25 protein-coding genes are annotated in these 22,052 nt (G+C 61.7%); 12 read left to right on the forward strand and 13 right to left on the reverse strand.

The window, feature by feature from the left end; genetic code table 11:
- The first annotated feature begins 96 nt into the window (after positions 1-96).
- The gene (gene dddP / locus K3725_RS09380; RefSeq protein ID WP_260018494.1) at positions 97-1,440 is read left to right on the forward strand and encodes a dimethylsulfonioproprionate lyase DddP; all 1,344 of its coding nucleotides are present in this window, start codon (positions 97-99) and stop codon (positions 1,438-1,440) included.
- Between the two features lie 68 nt (positions 1,441-1,508).
- On the opposite strand, the gene K3725_RS09385 is transcribed toward dddP, so the two are convergent.
- A complete protein-coding gene (locus tag K3725_RS09385; RefSeq protein ID WP_260018495.1) occupies positions 1,509-2,057 on the reverse strand; it encodes an NUDIX hydrolase in 549 nt (182 codons plus the stop codon).
- A 95-nt stretch (positions 2,058-2,152) separates the two neighbouring features.
- On the opposite strand from K3725_RS09385, the gene K3725_RS09390 reads away from it, so the two are divergent.
- Positions 2,153-3,385 carry a bifunctional alpha/beta hydrolase/OsmC family protein gene (locus K3725_RS09390; RefSeq protein WP_260018496.1) on the forward strand — a complete coding sequence of 411 codons (1,233 nt, stop codon included), beginning with the start codon at positions 2,153-2,155 and terminating at the stop codon, positions 3,383-3,385.
- A gap of 246 nt (positions 3,386-3,631) precedes the next feature.
- Positions 3,632-3,889 carry a DUF6455 family protein gene (locus K3725_RS09395; RefSeq protein ID WP_260018497.1) on the forward strand — a complete coding sequence of 86 codons (258 nt, stop codon included), beginning with the start codon at positions 3,632-3,634 and terminating at the stop codon, positions 3,887-3,889.
- Positions 3,890-3,959: 70 nt separating this feature from the next.
- Here the strand turns inward: K3725_RS09395 and K3725_RS09400 are convergent, their stop codons facing one another.
- Positions 3,960-4,307 (reverse strand): hypothetical protein, encoded by a 348-nt coding sequence (locus K3725_RS09400; protein ID WP_260018498.1) that lies wholly within the window; start codon positions 4,305-4,307, stop codon positions 3,960-3,962.
- An 86-nt stretch (positions 4,308-4,393) separates the two neighbouring features.
- On the opposite strand from K3725_RS09400, the gene purB reads away from it, so the two are divergent.
- From purB to K3725_RS09425, 5 genes are all read left to right on the forward strand, one after another.
- Positions 4,394-5,698: an adenylosuccinate lyase gene (purB, locus tag K3725_RS09405; RefSeq protein WP_260018499.1), complete on the forward strand. Its 1,305-nt coding sequence runs from the start codon at positions 4,394-4,396 to the stop codon at positions 5,696-5,698.
- A 125-nt stretch (positions 5,699-5,823) separates the two neighbouring features.
- Positions 5,824-6,801, forward strand: a complete 978-nt coding sequence (locus tag K3725_RS09410) for an aminoglycoside phosphotransferase family protein (protein ID WP_260018500.1) — start codon at positions 5,824-5,826, stop codon at positions 6,799-6,801.
- 99 nt (positions 6,802-6,900) lie between these two features.
- Complete coding sequence (locus tag K3725_RS09415; protein ID WP_260018501.1) at positions 6,901-7,434, forward strand: tetratricopeptide repeat protein; 534 nt, start codon at positions 6,901-6,903, stop codon at positions 7,432-7,434.
- A 76-nt stretch (positions 7,435-7,510) separates the two neighbouring features.
- A complete protein-coding gene (locus K3725_RS09420; RefSeq protein ID WP_260018502.1) occupies positions 7,511-8,701 on the forward strand; it encodes a flagellar motor switch protein FliG in 1,191 nt (396 codons plus the stop codon).
- Positions 8,702-8,859: 158 nt separating this feature from the next.
- On the forward strand, positions 8,860-9,792 hold the full coding sequence (locus tag K3725_RS09425) for a lysophospholipid acyltransferase family protein (protein WP_260018503.1): 933 nt from the start codon (positions 8,860-8,862) through the stop codon (positions 9,790-9,792).
- Between the two features lie 9 nt (positions 9,793-9,801).
- On the opposite strand, the gene K3725_RS09430 is transcribed toward K3725_RS09425, so the two are convergent.
- On the reverse strand, positions 9,802-10,503 hold the full coding sequence (locus K3725_RS09430) for a thioredoxin family protein (protein WP_260018504.1): 702 nt from the start codon (positions 10,501-10,503) through the stop codon (positions 9,802-9,804).
- 223 nt (positions 10,504-10,726) lie between these two features.
- Between K3725_RS09430 and acnA the strand changes: the two genes are divergently transcribed.
- From acnA to K3725_RS09450, 4 genes are all read left to right on the forward strand, one after another.
- Positions 10,727-13,414 carry an aconitate hydratase AcnA gene (gene acnA / locus K3725_RS09435; RefSeq protein WP_260018505.1) on the forward strand — a complete coding sequence of 896 codons (2,688 nt, stop codon included), beginning with the start codon at positions 10,727-10,729 and terminating at the stop codon, positions 13,412-13,414.
- A 252-nt stretch (positions 13,415-13,666) separates the two neighbouring features.
- On the forward strand, positions 13,667-13,951 hold the full coding sequence (locus K3725_RS09440) for an antibiotic biosynthesis monooxygenase (protein ID WP_260018506.1): 285 nt from the start codon (positions 13,667-13,669) through the stop codon (positions 13,949-13,951).
- A gap of 71 nt (positions 13,952-14,022) precedes the next feature.
- The gene (locus K3725_RS09445) at positions 14,023-14,361 is read left to right on the forward strand and encodes a DOPA 4,5-dioxygenase family protein (RefSeq protein ID WP_260018507.1); all 339 of its coding nucleotides are present in this window, start codon (positions 14,023-14,025) and stop codon (positions 14,359-14,361) included.
- Between the two features lie 74 nt (positions 14,362-14,435).
- A complete protein-coding gene (locus K3725_RS09450) occupies positions 14,436-14,750 on the forward strand; it encodes a putative quinol monooxygenase (RefSeq protein ID WP_260018508.1) in 315 nt (104 codons plus the stop codon).
- Here K3725_RS09450 and K3725_RS09455 read toward each other — a convergent pair.
- The 10 genes from K3725_RS09455 to yajC all read right to left on the reverse strand — a co-directional run bounded on the left by K3725_RS09455 (position 14,744) and on the right by yajC (position 21,841).
- Positions 14,744-15,283, reverse strand: a complete 540-nt coding sequence (locus K3725_RS09455; RefSeq protein ID WP_260018509.1) for a DsbE family thiol:disulfide interchange protein — start codon at positions 15,281-15,283, stop codon at positions 14,744-14,746. The two genes, K3725_RS09450 and K3725_RS09455, sit on opposite strands and share 7 nt — an antisense overlap.
- Positions 15,276-15,431, reverse strand: coding sequence for a heme exporter protein CcmD (ccmD, locus tag K3725_RS09460; RefSeq protein WP_260018510.1), 156 nt, complete (start codon positions 15,429-15,431; stop codon positions 15,276-15,278). Before ccmD ends, K3725_RS09455 begins: the two co-directional genes overlap by 8 nt.
- Complete coding sequence (locus K3725_RS09465; protein WP_039182598.1) at positions 15,431-16,162, reverse strand: heme ABC transporter permease; 732 nt, start codon at positions 16,160-16,162, stop codon at positions 15,431-15,433. The genes ccmD and K3725_RS09465 overlap by 1 nt, the downstream gene beginning before the upstream one ends.
- Before the next feature lie 56 nt (positions 16,163-16,218).
- Positions 16,219-16,875, reverse strand: a complete 657-nt coding sequence (gene ccmB, locus K3725_RS09470; RefSeq protein ID WP_260018511.1) for a heme exporter protein CcmB — start codon at positions 16,873-16,875, stop codon at positions 16,219-16,221.
- Complete coding sequence (gene ccmA, locus K3725_RS09475) at positions 16,872-17,486, reverse strand: heme ABC exporter ATP-binding protein CcmA (protein WP_260018512.1); 615 nt, start codon at positions 17,484-17,486, stop codon at positions 16,872-16,874. Before ccmA ends, ccmB begins: the two co-directional genes overlap by 4 nt.
- A 91-nt stretch (positions 17,487-17,577) precedes the next feature.
- Positions 17,578-17,931 carry an Mth938-like domain-containing protein gene (locus tag K3725_RS09480; protein ID WP_260018513.1) on the reverse strand — a complete coding sequence of 118 codons (354 nt, stop codon included), beginning with the start codon at positions 17,929-17,931 and terminating at the stop codon, positions 17,578-17,580.
- A gap of 11 nt (positions 17,932-17,942) precedes the next feature.
- On the reverse strand, positions 17,943-18,695 hold the full coding sequence (locus K3725_RS09485) for a TSUP family transporter (protein WP_260018514.1): 753 nt from the start codon (positions 18,693-18,695) through the stop codon (positions 17,943-17,945).
- Complete coding sequence (gene secF, locus K3725_RS09490) at positions 18,688-19,860, reverse strand: protein translocase subunit SecF (protein ID WP_260018515.1); 1,173 nt, start codon at positions 19,858-19,860, stop codon at positions 18,688-18,690. Before secF ends, K3725_RS09485 begins: the two co-directional genes overlap by 8 nt.
- Before the next feature lies 1 nt (position 19,861).
- Entirely contained in the window at positions 19,862-21,523 is a 1,662-nt protein-coding gene (gene secD, locus K3725_RS09495; protein ID WP_260018516.1) for a protein translocase subunit SecD, read from the reverse strand.
- 33 nt (positions 21,524-21,556) lie between these two features.
- Positions 21,557-21,841, reverse strand: coding sequence for a preprotein translocase subunit YajC (gene yajC / locus K3725_RS09500; protein WP_019295449.1), 285 nt, complete (start codon positions 21,839-21,841; stop codon positions 21,557-21,559).
- Between the last annotated feature and the right edge of the window lie 211 nt (positions 21,842-22,052).

Consider the following 22,052-nt stretch of genomic DNA (forward strand, 5'->3'; position numbering starts at 1 on the left):
GGTCAGAAACGACGGTAAAATCCGTCGCTTTCAGCAGCGAATCCGCCGGCACCCTTGCTGCAGACTGTACAGGACTGTGCAGCAAGGACTCCCGGCATGAACGAGCATTACCGCGACATCCGAAAGATTGATCCCACCCGCGGCGCCAAACTGGGCGACAATACCCCCAACGACAACGACCGGGTCGAAATCGGCCCGACGCAGCTGGCCTTTGGTGAATGGGCCGAGGCCGGGCTGCAGCTGCCCGATCTGCAGGCGCTGCGCAAGTTCCGCTGGGAACGGCTGACGCGCTTCATAAACGACCGCGGCTATGGCGGCCTCCTGGTGTTCGATCCGCTGAACATCCGCTATGCCACCGACAGCACAAACATGCAGCTGTGGAACACCCACAACCCGTTCCGTGCGCTGCTGATCTGCGCCGACGGCTATATGGTGCTGTGGGATTACAAGCAGTCACCGTTCCTCAGCGAGTTCAACCCGCTGGTGCGCGAACAGCGCGCAGGCGCCGACCTGTTCTATTTCGACCGCGGCGACAAGATCGATGTGGCCGCCGACAAGTTCTCCAACGAGGTGCGCATCCTGCTGGAGGAACACAGCGGCAGCAACAAACGGCTGGCGGTGGACAAGGTCATGCTGCACGGGCTGCGCGCACTTGAGGCGCAGGGTCTGGAGATTTTCCCCGGCGAGGAGCTGACCGAGAAATGCCGCGCAGTGAAAGGCCCGGATGAGATCCTGGCGATGCGCTGCGCCCACCACGCCTGCGAAACAGCCGTGGCAGCGATGGAGAAATTTGCCCGCGAGCAGATCCCAGGCGGCAATATCTCCGAGGATGACGTCTGGGCGGTGCTGCACGCGGAAAACATCCGCCGCGGCGGCGAATGGATCGAAACCCGGCTCTTGGCCTCAGGTCCGCGCACCAACCCGTGGTTTCAGGAATGCGGCCCCCGCATCATCCAGAACAACGAAATGATCAGCTTTGACACTGATCTGGTCGGCTCCTACGGGATCTGCATCGACATTTCCCGCAGCTGGTGGATCGGCGATCAGAAGCCGCGGCCTGACATGATCTATGCCATGCAGCACGGGCTGGAGCACATCCGCCACAACATGGAGATGCTGAAACCGGGCGTGAACATTCAGGAATTGTCACGCGGCTGCCACCCTCTGGACGCTCAGTTTCAGAAGCAGAAATACGGCTGCATGATGCACGGCGTCGGCCTGTGTGATGAATGGCCGCTGGTGGCCTATCCGGATCAGATGGTCGAAGGCGCCTTCGACTATGAGCTGGAGCCGGGCATGGTGCTGTGCGTCGAGGCGCTGGTTTCGCCTGAGGGCGGCGACTTCTCGATCAAGCTGGAGGATCAGGTGCTGATCACTGAGAACGGGTATGAGAACCTGACCAGCTATCCCTTTGACAAGGCGCTGCTGGGCGAGGCCTGATCCCGAACAGCCGGTCCCTCCCGCAAGGAGGGGCCGGGACAGCCTGCGGCGCCGTCAGGCGCCTCCGTTTAGCAATGCGACGTCAGGAACGGTTCCAGCTTGCCGCGCAGCACCAGAACGCCGGGCGAGTCGGTGACTTCCTCCAGCTGTGTCAGCGGAACCCAGGCCAGGGCGTGGGATTCATCGCTGGGGATGATCTCCCCTGCCTCAGCCCGAAACAGGTAGCGCACGTCATAGTGCAGATGCGCGCAGTCACGGGCATTGGCCGGGATTTCGTGGATATCGACATCGAATATCTGCGCCGACAGCGGCCTGATCCGGTTGAGGCCGCTTTCCTCGTAAGCTTCCTTCAGCGCCACAAACGGCACATCGGCAATTCCGTCGCAATGGCCGCCCAGCTGAAACCAGCGCCCCAGCTTCTTGTGATGGGTCAGCAGCACGCATTGCATGTCCGGTGACAGCACAAAGGCGGATCCGGTCACGTGGCCGGTTTCCGGATGGCGGCCAAACGCCTGCGGCTCGCTGGCGCAAAATTCTGACAGCCGCTGCCACATCTCCCGGTCCCGCGCGGTTTGCGGGCTGTAACATCCGATGCCTTGAATGGCGCTGCTGCTCATCTCGCTTCACCTTCCCGTGACGTTCCGGCCCGCTGCCTTGTTCCGGACCAAATGAGCGCTCAATCTATGCGGAACACCCAACAAAGGCCACGCCCATGCCCACGGAACGGATCACCTTCACCGGCCACGCCGGAAACACCCTTGCTGCCCGACTCGACCTGCCGGAGGGGCCGGTGCTGGCCACCGCACTGTTTGCCCATTGCTTCACCTGCTCCAAGGACATTCCCGCTGCGCGGCGGATTGCCGGGCGGCTGGCGGCAATGGGAATTGCGGTCCTGCGGTTCGATTTCACCGGGCTGGGCCATTCGGAAGGCGAGTTTGAAAACACCACCTTCAGCTCCAATGTGGCGGACCTGATCAAGGCGGCGCAGTACCTGGCAGCGCGCAACATGGCGCCGGCGCTGCTGATCGGCCATTCGCTCGGCGGTGCTGCGGTGCTGCGCGCGCGCGCGGGCATCCCGTCGGTCAAGGGGGTGGTTACGCTCGGGGCGCCGTTTGATCCGGGCCATGTCTCGCACCACTTCGATGCCGCCCTGCCGGAGATCGAAGCCAAGGGCCGGGCCGAGGTTTGCCTGGGCGGGCGGCCCTTTGTCATCGGCAAGGAGTTTGTCGACGATATCCACGCCGAGGCGCTGGCACCAGCGATTGCGGAGCTGAAGGCGGCGCTGCTGGTGCTGCATGCGCCCCGGGATGAGACCGTAAGCATCGACAATGCCGCCTCGATCTTCACCGCCGCCAAACACCCAAAGAGCTTTGTCACCCTGGATGACGCCGACCACCTGATTTCCCGCGCGGCGGATGCCGAATACGCGGCAGAAGTCATCGCCGCATGGGCCGGGCGCTATGTCAGAATGACCCCGCCCGCGCCGCCGCCCGGTGCGCCTGAAGGCATCCTGCGGGTGACGGAGGCGGACCCGGAGGGTTTCCTGCAGGATGTGCAATCCGGCCCCTACCACCATGCTTTCGCCGATGAGCCCCTGGCCTATGGCGGCACCAACCGAGGCATGTCTCCTTATGGCTTCGTCGCCGCGGGCCTGGGCGCCTGCACCTCGATGACGCTCAGGATGTATGCGCGCCGCAAGGGCTGGCCGCTGGAGGGGATCAGCGTCGATGTCAGCCACGATAAGGTGCATGCCCAGGACGCGCTGCCCTCGGGGCCTGCCAAGATCGACCAGTTCACCCGGGTGGTGCGCCTTTGCGGCCCCCTGAGCGGCGAGCAGCGCGCGCGGCTGCTGGAAATCGCCGACAAATGCCCGGTCCACCGGACGCTGGAAAGCGGCGCCAAGGTGGTGACCCGGCTGGAGGCCACGCAGCAGCCCGCGATCTGACACACCGGACCTCCGGCAGTGCTCCCGCGCCTGGAGGGTCCAGGAGACCTGCACCATCAGCAGCCTTGGGCCCGGCGCCGCGCCATGCGCGGCGCCGGGCCCAACTGCGGCAGGTCTTCGCAAGAAGGCCGCAGCGCAGGCGGGAGAGCCTGACTGCTGCGGAATTTGCGCCACATCAAAGTGCCGGACCGCGGTCCCGTTCATGCTGTGTCCACCCCGGCGGCGGCCGGGCTTAGGAGGAGACACATGGGACTTTTTGCAAAACTCGGGCGCAGCAGCGATCTGGTGCAGGGCATGGCCAGCCGTCTGGGCATCGATTATGGCGAAATGGTTACAGGCGATCCGCAAGGTCAGGGCCAGAAGTACATGCGCGCGGTCCTGCGCTGCAGCACCTGCCGCAATCAGGATGGCTGCAGTGACTTGCAGCGGGAGACAACAAAGCTGGCTGAGGCACCGTCCTACTGCCGCAACGCGCAGCTCCTGGCGCACTTACGCGGCAGCTAACCCGGCTTGGACGGTTGCTCGCGTCTGCTGTGAACACTCCGGTTTTCAGCGTAAGGGTCTTCGCGCCGCCTCACTCCGCGGTTTCAGCGTACCGGCCGGTGGTGATCTCACCGCCTTCGCCGACAAACCGTACCGAAAGGCCGTCACTTTCCAGCGCATAACAGGCCCATAGATCCGACGGCGGCCAGGTGGAACAGTATTTGCCGTCCCGCACGCCCCAGTAGCCCCAGCTGTCATGGCCTGCGTTATAAAGCGTCCGGCCTGAGGTGCGGAACTCCTGCCAGGCGCCGCTGCCGTAAACCAGCTTGCGCCCTTCCAGCGCCGCCTGCACTTCCTCACCGTTCAATACCCGCCATTCGCCGGCCCAAACCGGCGAAACCGCAGATGATAACGCAATCATCAGGGCAAACTGCCTCATGGCCCTCTCCCAGCCTTGCTGTCCTGTCGCTGCTGATCTAAGAGGCCGGGCATCTGCTGCGCAATCACATAAAGGTGCCTTCGCCCATGATCCCCCGCTATTCCCGCCCCGAGATGGTCGCAATCTGGTCGCCCGAGACCAAATTCAAGATCTGGTACGAGATCGAGGCGCATGCCTGCGAAGCCATGGCCAACCTCGGCGTGATCCCGCGCGAGAACGCTGACGCTGTGTGGAAAGCCAAGGACGTGGAATTCGACGTCGCCCGCATCGACGAGATCGAGGCCGTCACCAAGCATGACGTGATCGCCTTCCTCACCCATCTGGCGGAGCATGTCGGCTCTGAGGAAGCGCGCTTCGTGCACCAGGGCATGACCTCGTCGGACGTGCTGGACACCTGCCTGAACGTGCAGCTGGTGCGCGCCGCCGACATCCTGCTCGATGGGATGGACAAGGTTCTGGCCGCGCTGAAGAAACGCGCGCTGGAGCACAAGAACACCGTGCGCGTCGGCCGCTCCCACGGCATCCACGCCGAACCCACCACCATGGGCCTGACCTTTGCCCGTTTCTATGCGGAAATGGACCGCAACAAGAACCGCCTGGAAAAGGCCCGCTGGGAAGTCGCCACCGGCGCGATCTCCGGCGCGGTCGGCACCTTCGCCAACATCGACCCGGCGGTCGAAGAGCACGTCTGCGAACAGCTGGGCCTGCGCCCCGAGCCGATCTCCACCCAGGTGATCCCGCGCGACCGCCACGCGATGTTCTTTGCCACCCTGGGCGTCATCGCGTCTTCGATCGAAAACGTTGCGGTGGAAATCCGCCACATGCAGCGCACCGAGGTGCTGGAAGGCGCGGAGTTTTTCTCGATGGGCCAGAAGGGCTCCTCGGCGATGCCGCACAAGAAAAACCCGGTTCTGACCGAAAACCTGACCGGCCTTGCGCGCCTGGTGCGCATGGCGGTGATCCCCGCGATGGAGAACGTGGCGCTGTGGCATGAGCGCGACATCTCGCACTCCTCCGTCGAGCGCGGCATCGGCCCGGATGCGACCATCACCCTGGATTTCGCCCTGCACCGCCTGGCCGGTGTTGTCGACAAGATGCTGGTGTTCCCGGAAAACATGCTGGACAACATGAACAAATTCCCGGGCTTGGTGATGTCGCAGCGGGTGCTGCTGGCGCTGACCCAAGCGGGCGTCAGCCGCGAGGACGCTTATTCCATGGTGCAGCGCAACGCCCTGAAAGTTTGGGAAGAGCGCGTCGATTTTCGCGAGCTGCTGCTGGCGGATGCCGATGTGGTTGCTGCCCTTGGCGAAGAGGCGATCAACGAGAAATTCGACATGGGCTACCACACCAAACATGTCGACACGATCTTCAAGCGCGTTTTCGGCGAGTAAGCCCGCCCGCAGCATTGGATCTTCAGCGCCCCGTCAGCCTGACGGGGCGTTTTTTTTAACCCAAATTTTCCTACTCGTGGTAAGGCACCAAGGACCCAAGGCGCATATTGGACATTGCTTGGACGATGCTTGCTTTTGCTGATTTTGACGAAAATCTTGTTCGTTCCTGCGTAGATGAATTCGCGGAAGCAACCGGAACAAATGACGAATTCTTCATTTCCTGCCTGTACCGGTCTGCGGATTTCGGCAATGAGCGCATGGTTTTTACTCTTGTGCGGCCGTCAGGCACTCCGTTGGTCCTAAAACTGGATACTGCTGAAAATGCCACGCGGTTGATCAAGGAATTCCGTGTTCTCAAGGAGCTTGGCCCACACTTTGCGAAGGAACCGCGGGTTTCTCTCGTCCAGCCGGTCTATCTTTCTGAACGCGGGCACTTTCATGTCACCGGATTTCTCGAAGGCAAAACCGCCAAAGCGAAAATTTACTCAGGCTGCGATGACCTTCAGGCCGGTCAGGTCTATCGCCGCTGCGGCGAGTGGCTGAACCATTTGCACGCTTGCAAGCCGCCGCAACGCCGAAAGGTGCACCTCAACTGGATGCTGGAGGAAATTGAAACCCTTGCCCAAGCCGGTTCCACACAGGCGAGTCCTGCAAGGGTGTCTGCCTATCTGGAAAAACTGAGGCAGGACATTCAGGCCCTTGCTGAATCTTTCTGTAGAGAGGTCTTCAGCCATGGAGATTTCCATGGCGGCAACCTGATTTTGGGGCAAGGCACAAGCCATGGTCTAGACTTTACCGAAGCCTGCACCAAACTGGCGGTTTACGACATCGTGGACATGCTGAAGATGGATATCTTCCATCCTGCAAACCATGAGGATGTCGGGCCTGATGGTATCCGCCGGCAGTCCCGGGACATGTTCTTCAGAAAATACAATATGGAGATAATCTCGCCGTTGCTGACCTGCTGCATGCGCGGCCGCCTGCTGATTGATTACGTGAAAATAACAGATGAGGCCTTCGGGCGCAGCTCATTCTTGCGCAAAAAATCCGGTCTGCTGGAAACACGGCTCTCGCGGGCCTTTTCCCAGCCTCTTGACGGGTGATCCTGCCACCGGGGCAAACGCCTTTGTGAACAAAAATACAGATCCAAGCCGTGATTCAGAGGATAGTATAAGCAAGACATTGCATTTGGAGTGCTTGAGATGCGCATTTTCGCCCTGGCCGCCGCCTTGATCCTGCCTGTTGCTGCCCTTGCTGCCAGCGGCAACGACTGGAACCCGCCGAAACCCTCCGAGACCACCAAGACTTGCAAAGGCAAGCGGGTGTGGGACGAGGAAAAGAAACGCTGCGTGCGGCCGCGGAAATCCTCGCTGAATCAGGAAGGGCTGCTGGATGCGGTCCGGGAACTGGCCTATGCCGGACGCCAGGAGGACGCCCAGGCGGTGCTGAGCGCATTGGCTGACCAGAACGACAGCATGGTGCTGACCTATTGGGGCTTCACCCACCGCAAGCTGGGCAATCAGGACCTGGCGCAGGCCTATTATGATCAGGCGCTGGCGCAAGACCCTGACAACATCCTGGCGCGCTCCTACATGGGCCAAGGCTTTGTTGAACAGGGAAATTACGGCGCAGCGCTTGCTCAATGGAAGGAAATCCGCGCCCGTGGCGGCGACGGCAGCTGGGCCGAGGCCTCGTTGCGCAGCGCGCTGGAGACGGGCACCTCCTACAGCTACTAGGCTTCAGCCTTTCTTTACGGCTTGCGGCCTATCCTGCCCCTGAATGATTGAGAAGAATCTTTTCTAGGGTGCGAGAATGCCTCAAGACGATATGCTGGCGCTTCCGATGGATCTGGGCGGGGGCGACATGGGCGGAATGGGCGGTATGGACATGGGCGATTTCGCCGCTCCGGCGCCTCTGGGCGGCTTGGACGCAGGCGGCTTCGGCGGAGGTATGGGCGGCGGTGCGCTGGCCAATCCCGCAGCAGCCTCTGGCCTCAGCGGCAAGGCGAAGGCCGCCATCATCGTCCGGCTGCTGCTGAACGAAGGCGCTGAAATCCCGCTGGAGGAACTGCCCGACGACCTGCAGCTGGAACTGACCCAGCAGATGGGCCGGATGCGGATTGTCGACCGGGATACGCTGAATTCCGTCGCAGGTGAATTTGCTGATTTGCTCGACAATGTCGGCCTGCATTTTCCCAACGGGCTGGCAGGCGCCCTCAGCGCGATGGAAGGCAAGATCAGCCGCCACACCCATACCCGCCTGCGCCGCGAGGCCGGGGTGCGCCAGTTCGGCGACCCCTGGGAGCGGCTGAAGCAGCTGCCGCCTGAGGATCTGGCTGAACTGGCCCAGGCCGAAAGCACAGAGGTTGCCGCCGTGCTGTTATCCAAGCTGGATACCGCAAAGGCGGCCCAGATGCTGATCCATCTGCCTGGGCCGGTGGCGCGCCGCATCACCTATGCTGTCAGCCAGACCGCCAATGTGACGCCGGACACGGTGGACCGCATCGGCCTGTCTCTCGCTGCCCAGGTGGAGGCGCGGCCTGATCTTGCCTTTGACCAGACACCAGGCCAGCGCCTGGGCGCCGTCCTGACCGAGGCTGCCGCAGCCAAGCGCGATGAGGTGCTGACAGCACTGGACGAGGAGGACGAGGAATTCGCCGTTTCCGTGCGCAAGGCAATCTTCACGTATGCGCTGGTCTCCGAACGGATGAAACCGCTGGACGTGCCCAAGCTGATCCGGGTTCTGTCCCAGCCGGATCTGGTGACCGCCATCGCCTTTGCCACCGACGAGGAAGATGTCGCCACCTCCGAGTTTCTGCTCAAGAACATGTCGAGCCGGATGGCCGACAACATCCGCGAGGAAGTGGCCGAGCGCGGCAAGGTCAAACGCAGCGATGGCGAGGCAGCCTACAGCCTGATTATCAGCGCCATGCGCGATCTGGTTGCCACCGGCGAAATTGAACTCAAGTCTCTGGAGGAAGACGAAGAGCAAGGCAGCGGCTGACATCCAGCAAGCGTGATTGCCGCAAAGCGTTGAACCAGGAGCCGGATTCGAGTCGCCGCCGAGCCGCACCACCTTTGCGAGCTGCTTGTACCCGCCGCCGCCGCTGCGTATGATGCAAGCTTCCGGGCGCAGTTCCGCGCCGCAGATATCCAGACGCCATGCCCGCAGATCCTTCCGAGCTCTCCACCTGGAGCCATGTCAAATACTTTGGCAGCAACCTGTTCCTGCGCGGCCTACTGCTGGGCGCCGGACTGATACCCTATCGCTTGCGGGTGCCTATGATGGGCCGCCTGGTCACTGCCATGGGCCGGCTGGCGCGGTTTGACAAGCGGGTGCGCGACAACCTGAACCTTGTCAGCCCGGAACTGTCGGACCTGGACCCGGCTGACCTGTACCGCGATGTCAGCGACAACGCCGGCCGGATGATTGCGGAAATTTACGCTGGCAAGCCCTTTCACGAACGGGCCAAGTCCGCGCCGATCACCGGTCCCGGCCTGATAGCGCTGGAAACCGCCCGGGCTGACGGCCGGCCCGTGCTTCTGGCGACCGCCCATTTCGGCAACTACGATGCGGCCCGCGCCGCGCTTGTGGCCCGCGGCCACGAAATGGGCGCCCTGTACCGCCGGATGGCCAACCCGTATTTCAACGAACATTATGTTGACGCCATCAAAAAGAACGGCGAGCCGATGTTCGAACAGGGCAAGCGCGGCATGGTGGAACTGGTGCGCCACCTGAAGAAAGGCGGCATCGCTGCTATTGTCACGGATCTGCATGCCCAGGGCGGCCAGCTGGTGGATTTTTTCGGCAAGCCGGCCGTCACATCCACCGTGCCTGCAGAACTGGCGTTGAAATTCGGCGCTGCGCTGATTCCGGTTTACGCCGTGCGGCAGGAAAACGGTCTGGATTTCGAGATCGTCATGAACGCCGAGGTTCCGCCGTCGGATCCGTTGACCATGACCAAGGCTCTGAGCGCAGATCTGGAAGCGATTGTCCGCGAACACACCGGGCAGTGGTTCTGGATTCACCGCCGCTGGAAACCTTATGTGCCGGTCGGCAAGGCGGCCCGGCAGTCAGATAGCCCGGTAGACTGAAGCAGGTCTTCAGTCGGCCCGTGCCGCTGCGATGATTTTGCCGAACGGCGCAGCCTGGACCAGAACCGCGGCGGGATTGCTGCCGGGGACGGGAACAGAGATCTCCAGACTGCCGGCACCGTCCCAGTTTGCGGCGACCTGCCAGTCCTCCACCACATTGGCGTAAGTGAAGGATTTGCCCGCCAGCTCGCCGCGGGTGATGCTGACCTTGCGCTCTGGCGTAAACCGTACCAGCTGCACCAGAAAGGGACCGGGCGCCATCTGCGCCCGCGGCTCCAGCCGGATCACCAGATCCCCGCCAGACCGGCTGACACTGAGCGATACAGGGCGCGGCGCCCTCTGGTGCCGGGCAATCGCCGTATCAACCGCCAGCGTATCAGCGCCGACCACGTCATCCTGCCCCATTATGATCATCTGCGGGGTATAGATCATCCGCCGCCCGCCTGCCTGGGCATACCCCTTTTGACGTTTCGTGTGGGACGGGTCGGCGAACTTGTCCTTCCAGCCGATGTAGTCCCAGTAATCCACGTGCAGCGCCAGCGGCAGAACATCCTGCCGCGCCGCAAGCTCATGAAGCAGCGCATCAGCGGGCGGACAGGACGAGCAGCCCTGCGAGGTATAGAGTTCAACCACAACAGGCTCATCTGCGGATTGGCCGTAAACCGGCATGGCAAGGCCCAGCATGGCCGCGATCGGGAGCAGGAATTTCATGAATCGCCTTCTCTGTGTGTCAGGCATCAGGTCTAAAGGCTTGCCCGCAAACTGGCCAATCAATCATTTTTGAGGGCAGCCTGAGGCATTGCTCCGCAAAAAATGTGTACAATCGCATACAAAAGTGCCGCCTGCGGCGTTTGGGCTATTGAATGCTTCATCTTCCTCATGCATTTAGCAGGCAGCGAATTCCCGGATTTCAAATTCTTGAGGGAGGCCAACCATGCCTATCACCGTCGGACAGGACAATGCCAAGGCGCGCAAAACGCTCAGCGTCAACGGCAAGTCGATCTCCTATTACTCCATTCCCGCCGCCACCGAGGCCGGCTTTGGCGACTTCTCCAAGCTGCCCGCCGCACTGAAAGTGGTGCTGGAAAACATGCTGCGGTTCGAGGATGGCGGCTTCTCCGTCTCCACCGATGACATCAAGGCCTTTGCCGAATGGGGCGCCAACGGCGGCAAGAACCCGCGTGAGATCGCCTACCGCCCTGCCCGCGTGCTGATGCAGGACTTCACCGGCGTTCCCGCCGTTGTCGACTTGGCCGCCATGCGCGACGGCATCGTCGGCCTGAAAGGCTCTGCCGCCAAGATCAACCCGCTGGTTCCGGTTGACCTGGTGATCGACCACTCGGTGATGATTGACGAGTTCGGCAATCCGCGCGCGTTCCAGATGAACGTGGACCGTGAATACGAGCGCAACATGGAGCGTTACCAGTTCCTGAAGTGGGGCCAGAATGCGTTCAACAACTTCCGCGTCGTGCCGCCGGGCACCGGCATCTGCCATCAGGTGAACCTGGAATACCTGGCCCAGACCGTCTGGACCGACGTGGACCAGAACGGCGAGGAAGTCGCCTATCCGGACACGCTGGTCGGCACCGACTCGCACACCACCATGGTCAACGGCGCCGCGGTGCTGGGCTGGGGCGTTGGCGGCATCGAAGCCGAAGCCGCGATGCTGGGCCAGCCGATCTCCATGCTGATCCCCGAAGTCATCGGCTTTGAGCTGACCGGCGAAATGGTCGAAGGCACCACCGGCACCGACCTGGTTCTGAAGGTGGTGGAAATGCTGCGCGCCAAGGGCGTGGTCGGCAAGTTCGTCGAATTCTACGGGACCGGCCTGGACCGCCTGCCGCTGGCAGACCGTGCGACCATCGCCAACATGGCCCCGGAATACGGCGCCACCTGCGGCTTCTTCCCGATCGACGACGAAACCCTGCGCTACCTGCGCAACACCGGCCGCGACGAAGACCGCATCGCACTGGTCGAAGCCTACGCCAAGGAAAACGGTTTCTGGCGCGGCGCGGATTACGCACCGGTCTACACCGACACCCTGTCGCTGGACATGAGCAGCATCGTTCCGGCCATCTCCGGCCCGAAACGTCCGCAAGATTATGTGCCGCTGACCAACGCCAAGGCTGCCTTCCGCCAGGAGATGGAAGAGACCTTCAAGCGTCCGATGTGCAAGGAAGTCGCCGTCAAGGGCGAAGACTACACTATGGAATCGGGCAAGGTCGTGATTGCCTCGATCACCTCCTGCACCAACACGTCCAACCCCTATGTGATGATCGGCGCGGGCCTGGTTGCGCGCAAGGCAGCTGCCCTGGGCCTCGACCGCAAGCCCTGGGTCAAAACCTCGCTGGCACCGGGTTCGCAGGTGGTGTCCGCCTATCTGGAGGCCGCGGGCCTGCAAGAGGATCTGGACAAGGTCGGCTTCAACCTCGTGGGCTACGGCTGCACCACCTGCATCGGCAACTCCGGCCCGATCCAGCAGGAGATTTCCGAGGCGATTGCCGAGGGCGACCTGGTGGCAACCTCCGTGCTGTCGGGCAACCGCAACTTCGAAGGCCGCATCAGCCCCGATGTGCGCGCCAACTACCTGGCCTCGCCGCCGCTGGTTGTCGCCTATGCGCTGGCCGGCACTATGGACATCGACCTGGCGTCCGACGTGATCGCACAGGACAAGGACGGCAACGACGTCTACCTGAAGGACATCTGGCCCTCGACCCGGGAAGTTGCGGAGCTGGTCGAGCAGACCGTCACCCGCGAAGCCTTCCAGTCGAAATACGCCGACGTCTTCAAAGGCGACGAGAAGTGGCAGGCGGTTGAAACCACCGACGCGGAAACCTATGACTGGCCCGCGACCTCGACCTACATCCAGAACCCGCCCTACTTCCAGGGCATGGGCACCGAGCCGGGCACCATCTCGAACATCGAGAACGCCAAGGTTCTGGCGGTTCTGGGCGACATGGTCACCACCGACCACATCTCGCCCGCGGGCTCCTTTGCCACCACCACGCCTGCTGGCCAGTACCTTCTGGAGCGTCAGGTGCAGCCGCGTGAATTCAACTCCTACGGCTCACGCCGCGGCAACCACGAGATCATGATGCGCGGCACCTTCGCCAACATCCGCATCAAGAACGAGATGCTGGACGGCGTCGAGGGCGGCTACACTAAAGGCCCCGACGGCGAGCAGACCTCGATCTACGACGCTTCGATGGCACATCAGGCCAATGGCACCCCGCTGGTGGTGTTCGGCGGTGAACAGTACGGCGCCGGCTCCTCGCGCGACTGGGCGGCCAAAGGCACCGCACTCTTGGGCGTCAAGGCAGTGATCGCCGAGTCGTTTGAGCGTATCCACCGCTCCAACCTGGTTGGCATGGGCGTGATCCCGTTCGAATTCACCGCTGGCGACACCCGCAAGTCGCTGGGCCTGACCGGCGATGAAACCGTCTCGATCAGCGGCCTGGACACCATCCAGCCGCTGCAGGAAGTGCCCTGCTCGATCACCTTTGCCGACGGGTCCGTGAAGGAAATCACCCTGAAGTGCCGCATCGATACCGCGCCGGAGATCGAATACATCGAACACGGCGGCGTGCTGCACTACGTGCTGCGCAACCTGGCCAAGTCGTAAGGCCTGCCAGTTCCAAGCTTTTGAGCATGCACCCCGTGGGGTGCATGTTTTTCTTCTGTCTGTCAAAAATTGCCCGCGGCCTGCATCGGGCAAGCCAGCAAGATATCGTAAAAAGAAGTGTATCCTGTATACACCCATTAGGTGAATCGCCGGAGCCTTTTACCGGCTGTACCGTTCAGTTTACCTGTGCAAATGTCTATTCAAAATACAGGTTAAGAACCCGAGCGGTTCGCTGAAAGGCTGGACGCCCATATGAAAGAGGCTGCTTTTGCAATTGTTTACCCGGACATTGATACTTTCGATGATCATGCAGAGGCCGTTCTGAAAATGCTTCCGGACACCCTGGCCTTCCCCGGCTGCCTGGAAGCGCACGTCGGTGTGAACCACGACCGTTTCGAGATTGCTGTCTTTCATTTGTGGGAGTCACCGGAACATTTGGAGCAATACCTGAACTGGCGGGCCGATCGCGGTGATCTGGACGCGCGGAGCGCCACCATGCGCAAAGAACAGGATTTCCGCACCTATACCGTCCCCTGACAGGCGGCTGCACAGGACCTGTTCGGATCTGCTGCCTTGCCTGCGGCTTTCTGTATTGGGAGACTGCAACCATGAAATACACAGACAGCATCAGCGGCTATCACGCCCATATCTATTTCAACTCCGCGACAGCGGAACAGGCCCGCAATCTTTGCCAGCAGGCTGCCGAACATTTCGGCGTCGGGATGGGCCGCGTGCACGAAAAGAACGTCGGCCCGCACCCCATGTGGTCTTGCCAGCTCGCCGCAACGCCGGAACAGTTCACCGCGCTTCTTCCGTGGCTCGCGCTGAACCGGAACGGTCTGATTGTCTTTGCCCATCCCGAAACCGGAGAGGATCTGGCTGATCACCGGGACCACGGAATCTGGCTGGGCACCGGTCTGGAACTGGACCTGAGTATTTTCAAATGAACGCCATCGCAAATTTACCGGAAATTTCCGGGTTGCTGGAAAACTACCGGCACTCACAAGATCCGGAGGCTTCGATGGCGGAAGCTGTAGTTATTGGAATGCACCCCCGGCCCGGGAAGTTCGAAGAGCTGGCAAAGCTTATTAAACAGATGGTGGAAGAGGTCCGGAAACACGCCGGATGCCTGCAGGCAGAAGCCATGCTGGCGCCGGACCGGAACGAAATCGCCGTGTTTCAACGGTGGGAAACCACAGAGGCCTTCAGCGAGTATCTGATCTGGCGGTCCAAGCAGGACCACCTGGAACGGGTTTATGAACTGTCGGCCGATGAACCGGAATTCAGCAGCTTCACGCTGATTACCCCGCCGGCGGCTTCGCCCACCGATTACTGAGCTGCGGCCTTTTCCATCGCCGGGCGCAAGGTGCTGTCAATCACCCGCTGCGTGATTGGCCCGGCAAACCGCAGCACAATCTTGCCGTTGCCGTCCACCACATAGGTTTCGGGAACGCCGTAAAGACCCCAGTCGATAGCCATCCGGCCTTTCTCGTCCCGGCCTATCGCGGAATAAGGGTCGCCCAGCTCGTTCAGGAATGACTCGGCATTGGCGAGCTGATCCTTGTAGTTGACTCCGTAGATCGGGATGCCCTCCTGCGACAGAGCTTCAAGGTTCGGATGCTCGGCGCGGCAAGGGGCGCACCAGCTGGCCCAGTAATTCACCAGCTTTACCGTGCCGTCGCGCAGCGTGGCATCGCTGAACATCTCCTTGCCCGGAAATTCATCCAGAACCACCGGCGGCGCTGGCTGGCCTTCGCGGGCAGACGGCAGGCTGTTGGGATCCTCACGGAACATACCCACCAGCGCCAGACCGACAAATCCTGCAAACACGACGCCAGGAACCGCCATCAGCGGAGAAATCTTAGCCATTGCGCTTCATCCGGGTTTCAAGGGTTTCCATCTCCCGGCGCACCTTGCGGCCGCGCAGGATCGTCAGCACCACCAGTGCCGCCAGCAGCAGCAGCGAGGCTCCATAGGCCGACAGCACCGTATCGGCGTATTTTCCTAGATCGGGCATCAGGCCTCCAGCCGTTCGCGCGCCATCAAAGCCTTGATGCGGCGGGCGCGGATTTCAGTTCCGGTGCGGTAAAGCACCAAGGCAAGGAACAACAGCACAAACCCTGCCATGCAGACGTAGAGCGGCGAAGAGAAAGCATCGTGCACGTTCTCCTTCTCATCCAGTGACAGCGACGCCCCCTGATGCAGCCCCTGGTTCCAGAAGTTCACTGCATAGCGGCTGAGGACGGCAAAGACCGATCCCACCAGGCAGAGGATCGACGTGAGGTCGGCCGCGGTATCCGGGTTGTCGATTGCTTCCCACAGGGCGATATAGCCAAGGTAGAACAGGAACAGCACCAGAAAGGACGTCAGCCGCGGATCCCAGGCCCACCAGGTGCCCCACATCGGCTGGCCCCAGATCGCGCCGGTAATCAGGGCAATCACGGTCATGATCACGCCGACTGGTGCAGCGGCGCGGGCCGCCAGCGCGCTGACATGATGGCGGCGGATCACCCAGACCAGCGAGGCGACCAGCATCATGAACCACGCATTGATCGCCATCAGCGCCGAGGGCACATGCAGGAAGATGATCTTGACGGTGGAGCCCTGCCGGTAGTCATCCGGCGTAAAGAAGAACCCCCAGACAAGGCCAACGGTGATCAGCACCGCAGAGCTGATCCAGAGGGCCGGCATCACCTTTTCGGAGGTGGCCAGAAACTTCTTCGGGTTGGCGTATTCCCAGATCGACATGGTGGCTATTTAGCTCTTGTTCTCGGGTTTCTCAATTCACGGGTCCGGCAATTTTCCTAGCGCAAATTGACGCGCAGGACGGCGGCGCTGGCAAAGGGCAGCAAAGCGATGGAGGCGGCAGAGATGCCAGCCAGCAGCAACAACGGAGTCTGCACCGCCATGCCTTCGGCACCACGGCGGGCGACCTCGGAGCCGAAGATCAGCGTCGGCACATAGAGCGGCATCACCAAGAGCGACATCAAGAGGCCGCCGCGTTTCAGGCCTACGGTGAGGGCCGCGCCGAAGGTGCCGATGACGGACAGCGCAGGCGTGCCCAGCAGCAGGGAGATCACCAGCCATAGAAAGCCCTGCAGCGGCAGGTTCAGCAGCACCCCCAGCACAGGTGCTGCAAGAACCAGCGGCAGGCCGGTGGTGATCCAATGCGCCAGCGCCTTGATCGTGACGGTGCTTTCCAGCGGCAGCGGCGCAGTGGCCAGGAGGTCGAGCGAGCCGTCCTCCCAGTCCAGCGCCAGCAGACGGTCAAGCGACAGCAGGCACGCAAGCAGCGCCCCCAGCCACAGCACGCCCGGGGCGATGCGGGCCAGCAGTTCGGACTGCGGGCCGACGGAGAACGGCACCATCACGGTCACGATCAGAAAGAACGCAAGACCGAGGCCAAATCCGCCGCCCGCGCGGAAAGCCAGTTTCAGATCCCGCAGAAGAAGCGCAATCACAGGAAGCCTCCGTCAAAATCGTCGATCTCCGGCGGCTTGGCCTTGTAGGGGCCGGCATCCAGAACCTCAGCCTCCAGCCCCAGATCAATATGGGTGGCAATCAGGGCAGAGCCGCCCTGCCCCAGATGCGCCCGCACGGCATCCGCGAACATGGCAACGGAGTTCACATCAAGGCTCACTGTCGGCTCATCCATGATCCAGATGGGGCGGCCTGTCACCAGCATCCGGCTAAGGCCAAGACGGCGTTTCTGGCCGGCGGACAATGCGCCCGCCTGCCGGTCGCGCAAGCTTTGCAGATCGAACCCGTCCAGCGCCTGTTCAATACCGCCCCGGCCAAAGACGCTGGCCCAAAAGGTCAGGTTTTCTGCCACTGTCAGCGTCGGCTTCAGCCCGTCGGAATGCGCGGCGTAGGCAATCTGGTCCTCTGCGCCCTCAACCCGGCCCTTCAGCGGCGGCTGCAGGCCTGCAACGGTGCGCAAGAGCGTGGTCTTACCGATGCCATTGGGGCCGCGCAGGATCAGCGCCGTGCCGGGCTCCAGCGCAAAGCTCAGGCCCTCCAGCACCGGGATGCCGCCGCGGGCCACGCCCAAATCCGTCACAGTCAATGTCATGAGGTTCGCTTATCCCATTGCTCCGGCGCATGAAAAGACCATTCAGCAGATGCCCGCTTTGCGGCAGGTCAAATACATCAGAAATTCATCTTCAGACCGGCAAGGCGGCCAAAGCAATCCTGCGTCCTTCGGACAACAACACATTGTAAGTGCGGCAGGCAGCAGGTGAATTCATTGCCTCGACGCCCAGCCCCGCGTCCTCCAGCGCTATACGCAACTCCGCAGGAATATGGGCGATCTCAGGCCCGGTGCCGATGAACAGCACGTCCACCTCTCCGGCCAGCGCCAGCAGCGGCGCGGCGTCGGCCATGCCGTCCCAGGCCGCCGTGCCCGCAGCTGACGTCAGCACGCCGCCCTGATGCACCTGACCGCCGATGCGGAAGAACCCCTCGCCATAGCCGTCTATGGGCTGCGCATCGGAATAGATCACTTCGTTCAGGCGCATGGGCGGTCCTTTCAGTCAAATACCGGGAGGCTGGATAACACGGCCAGCGCAATCACGAAATAGGAGGCAAAGCGGTAGATCTTCTCGAGCTTGGGATCAAACAGCGCCTTGCCGGTGAGCGTGGTAATTATGTAGGGGATGCCCAAAAGACAGGCCAGTAATACTGCCTTGAGGCTGGCCATGCCGCCGAAGATCAGATTGGCCGCGATCACCACGTCCAGCGCCGCCAGGAACACGATCGTGTTGGCCCGCACCCGCGCCACGTCGCGCACGTTGGCGAGGTAGAAAACGATGATCACCGGACCGGTAAGGCCTGTCATGCCGCCAACAACGCCTGCTGCTCCACCGATGGCGAACCGCCCGTGCCAGCCAAGCTTGCCCTGCCAGCGCCAGCCGGAGACCACCGCGGCCAAGGTGATACCGATCACCCCGGCGGCAACCCACCGCAAGGTCAGCGGATCCATCTTCGACATGATCCACAAACCCGCAGGCACGGTGACCGCAGCGGCCATCGACAAGGCGCCAACCTCCGCCCTGTCCGCTTTGCTCCAGGCCTGCGGGAACAGGGTAATGGTGGAAAACACCCCCATCAGCACCATCAGGAACACCACATCCGCCGAGGGCAGGAACTGGGCGCCAACGGGCACAAAGATCATCGCGGTGCCAAAACCAGTGAAGCCGCGGACAAGACCCGCGGCTCCAATGGTTGTCAGCAGCCAGAACAGCCCCGGCGTCTGCAGGGCTGCCTGAAAGGCCTCAGGCATCGATGTTGCCGAACTGGTTGCCGGTGGTGTTTGCCTGTTTCGACCAGTCGCGCTTCACCCCCAGCTTCAAGAGGATGGTGGAAGCGACGAAGACCGACGAGTAGGTCCCGACAATAACGCCCCAGATCATCGCAAAGACGAAACCGCGGATCACGTCGCCGCCCAGCACATAAAGCGAGATCAGCGCCAGCAGCGTGGTGACGGAGGTCATCATGGTCCGGCTAAGCGTTTCGTTGATCGAGATGTTCAGAACCTCGGCCAGATCCTTTTTCTTGTAGCGGCGCAGGTTCTCGCGCACCCGGTCGAACACAACCACGGTATCGTTCAACGAATAGCCGACGATGGTCAGCAGCGCCGCAATGATGGCCAGGTCAAACTTGATCTGCAGCTCCGAGAACACCCCGATGGTCAGCACCACGTCATGCACCAGCGCAGCCACCGCGCCGAGCGCGAACTGCCATTCAAACCGCAGCCAGATGTAGACCAGCACCGCCGCAATCGCGAGCACAACCGCAATCACCGCAGTCTGGATCAGCTCACCCGAGACCTTGGGGCCAACGGATTCGACCGAGACGATTTTAAAGTTCGAATATTCGAAGCCAACTTTTGAAATTGCTGCGTTTTGAGTTGCGATACTCTTGATTTTCTCCCGCAGGTCAAAGGCACTTCCTGCTGGGAACTCAAAGACCATCTCCGCATCCAAAGAATTTTTACCTCCAATGGGACTTAGAGCATCAGCAAGGATGCCGGCACTCTCAACATCGCCTTCAAAGACTGCCACTAGATCGCTTCCAGTTGCATTGCCTAGAGAATGTGCCACGTTTTCAATTAGCTCGCCGGAGATGGCCTCGCCTTCGTCCTGCGCCTGGATACGGATCATGGCAACATGCTGATCCTCCTCGAAGGCCGGATCGAACACCTCTGTGATCGACACATCACCCAGCCCGTGCGTCGCCAGCGCATCACGGTAGGCGCCCACATCCACGGCCTCAACCGCCTCGGTCCGGATGGTCGTGCCGCCCCGGAAGTCGATGCCGAAGTTCAACCCCTGCAGCAGGAAGGAGGCAAAGCCCACCACCATCATCAGAGCAGAAATGCCCAGCCACAGCTTGGCGCGTTTGAAGAAATCGAAGGAGGTTTCCTCGGGAACAAGTCTCAGCCGCATATCACACCTCAATCGTTTTCGGACGGCGCCGTTCAAACCACATGACGATCATCAGGCGGGTCACAAAGATCGCGGTGAACACCGAGGTCAGAATGCCCAAGCCCAGGGTGATCGCAAAGCCGCGCACCGGGCCGGAGCCCATGGCGAACAGGATCACCGCGGTGATGAAGGTGGTGATGTTGGCGTCGAGAATGGCGCTGAGCGCCTTGGAGTAGCCTTCGTCGATGGCCTTGGCCGGGCCGCGGCCCGCCTTCAGCTCCTCGCGGATGCGTTCAAAGATCAGCACGTTGGCGTCCACCGCCATGCCGACGGTCAGAACGATACCTGCAATGCCCGGCAGCGTCAGGGTGCCGCCAATCAGGCTGAGCATGCCAAAGATCAGCGCGATGTTCAGGATCAGCGCCACGTTGGCGAAGAGACCGAACAGGCCATAGCTGAGGCCCATGAACACCAGCACCGCAACAAAGGCCACGATGGTCGCGATCTTGCCCGCGTCGATGCTGTCCTGGCCCAGTTCCGGGCCGATGGTCCGCTCTTCCAGGAAGTCCAGACCTGCAGGCAGCGCGCCAGCACGCAGCAGGATTGCCAGGTTGGTGCTTTCCTCAACGGTGAAGTTGCCAGTGATGATGCCGGAACCGCCCGGAATGTGCGACTGGATCACCGGAGCGGAGACCACCTCGTCATCCAGCACGATGGCGAAGGGAAAGCCGATGTTCTCGGCGGTGTAGTCGCCGAACCGGCGCGCACCGGAGGTGTTGAAGCGGAAGGTCACCGCAGGGCGGCCATTCTGATCAAACGACGGCTGCGCATCCACAAGGTCCTCGCCGGTGACAACTGCGGCGGCCTCGATAGTGTAGTAGAATCCCTCTTCGTCCAGCGAAGGAACAACCTTGTTGCCGATACCCGGCACTGCGTCCGCGTCACTACCGCGGCCCACAACCGGGTTGAAGGTCAGTTGTGCGGTCGTGCCGATAATCGCCTTCAGTTCAGAAGCGGAACCGATGCCCGGAACCTGGATCAGGATGCGGTCGGCGCCCTGGCGCTGGATGGTCGGCTCGCGTGTTCCGACCTCGTCGATCCGGCGGCGGATGATCTCCAGCGACTGACGCACGGTCCGGTCGTCGGAGGCAAGTTTTTCTGCCTCACTGAGCTGAACAACCAGAATGTCGCCCTCAGCCGAAACTTCGATGTCATTGGCGCCTACTCCGGTCAACGTAGTAATCGGATTGGCCAGGCCGCGCACCACTTCCAGCGCGCGGGCCATACCGTCGGGTTTGGAGATTTTCAGGCGAATCTGGTCCGCAGGGCCCGGCTGACGGCGGAAGGTGCCGACGGTATCACGCTCTGGCCGCAGTGCATCGCGCACCTCCGGCCACAGCGCGTCCATCCGCGCTTCATAGACATCTTCGACCTGAACTTCGGCCAGCAGATGCGCGCCGCCGCGCAGGTCAAGGCCGAGGTTCACCAGGCCCGACGGCAGGAAAGACGGCCACTGGCCAGCAATTTCCAGCCGTTCCGGTGTTTCACCCTTGGCGATAATATCGGCGGCCGCGTCGTTGGCCTGTTCGACGCGGGTATAAAACCCGTTTGGCAGGGCAAGCATGATACCAGCTGCGCATACCAGCCAGATCAGCACCCTCTTCCAGAGATCAATTTGCAGCATTGCCCTGCCTTTTCAGATGGTTGTTAAGGGCGCTCAGGCTGCCGGCTCGGTCTTGCTCAGAACCTGGGCAATGGTCGCCTTGACCACGCGCACCTTGACGCCATCCGCGATCTCGACCTCGATCTCGCCGTCTTCCTTGACCTTGGCCACCTTGCCGATCACACCGCCCTGTGTGACCACCTGGTCACCGCGGCGCAGGCCGTCCACCATCGCCTGATGCTGTTTCATCTTCTTCTGCTGCGGGCGGATCAGCAGGAAGTACATGATCGCGAAGATCAGGATAAGCGGGAGAAATTGGCCGATTGCGCCAGCGTCCATGGGATATTCCTTCTGTCAAAGCGGCATGGTTTTCATGCCGGAAATTTGCAGCGGAACCTATGCGCTGGACAGGGGGTTTGCAAGGGAACCCTGCCGTCCCGGAGGGGCGGATTTGAGGCCGCAGCCAGTTGCCTGGCAGCCAGAGGCCAAGGAAAGTTCAAACACGACCTGCAGGCGTGCGGAAACTGATTGCAAAACAGTGCGATTCGGC

It is taken from the genome of Leisingera sp. S132 (genome assembly GCF_025144465.1).
GTDB lineage: Bacteria > Pseudomonadota > Alphaproteobacteria > Rhodobacterales > Rhodobacteraceae > Leisingera.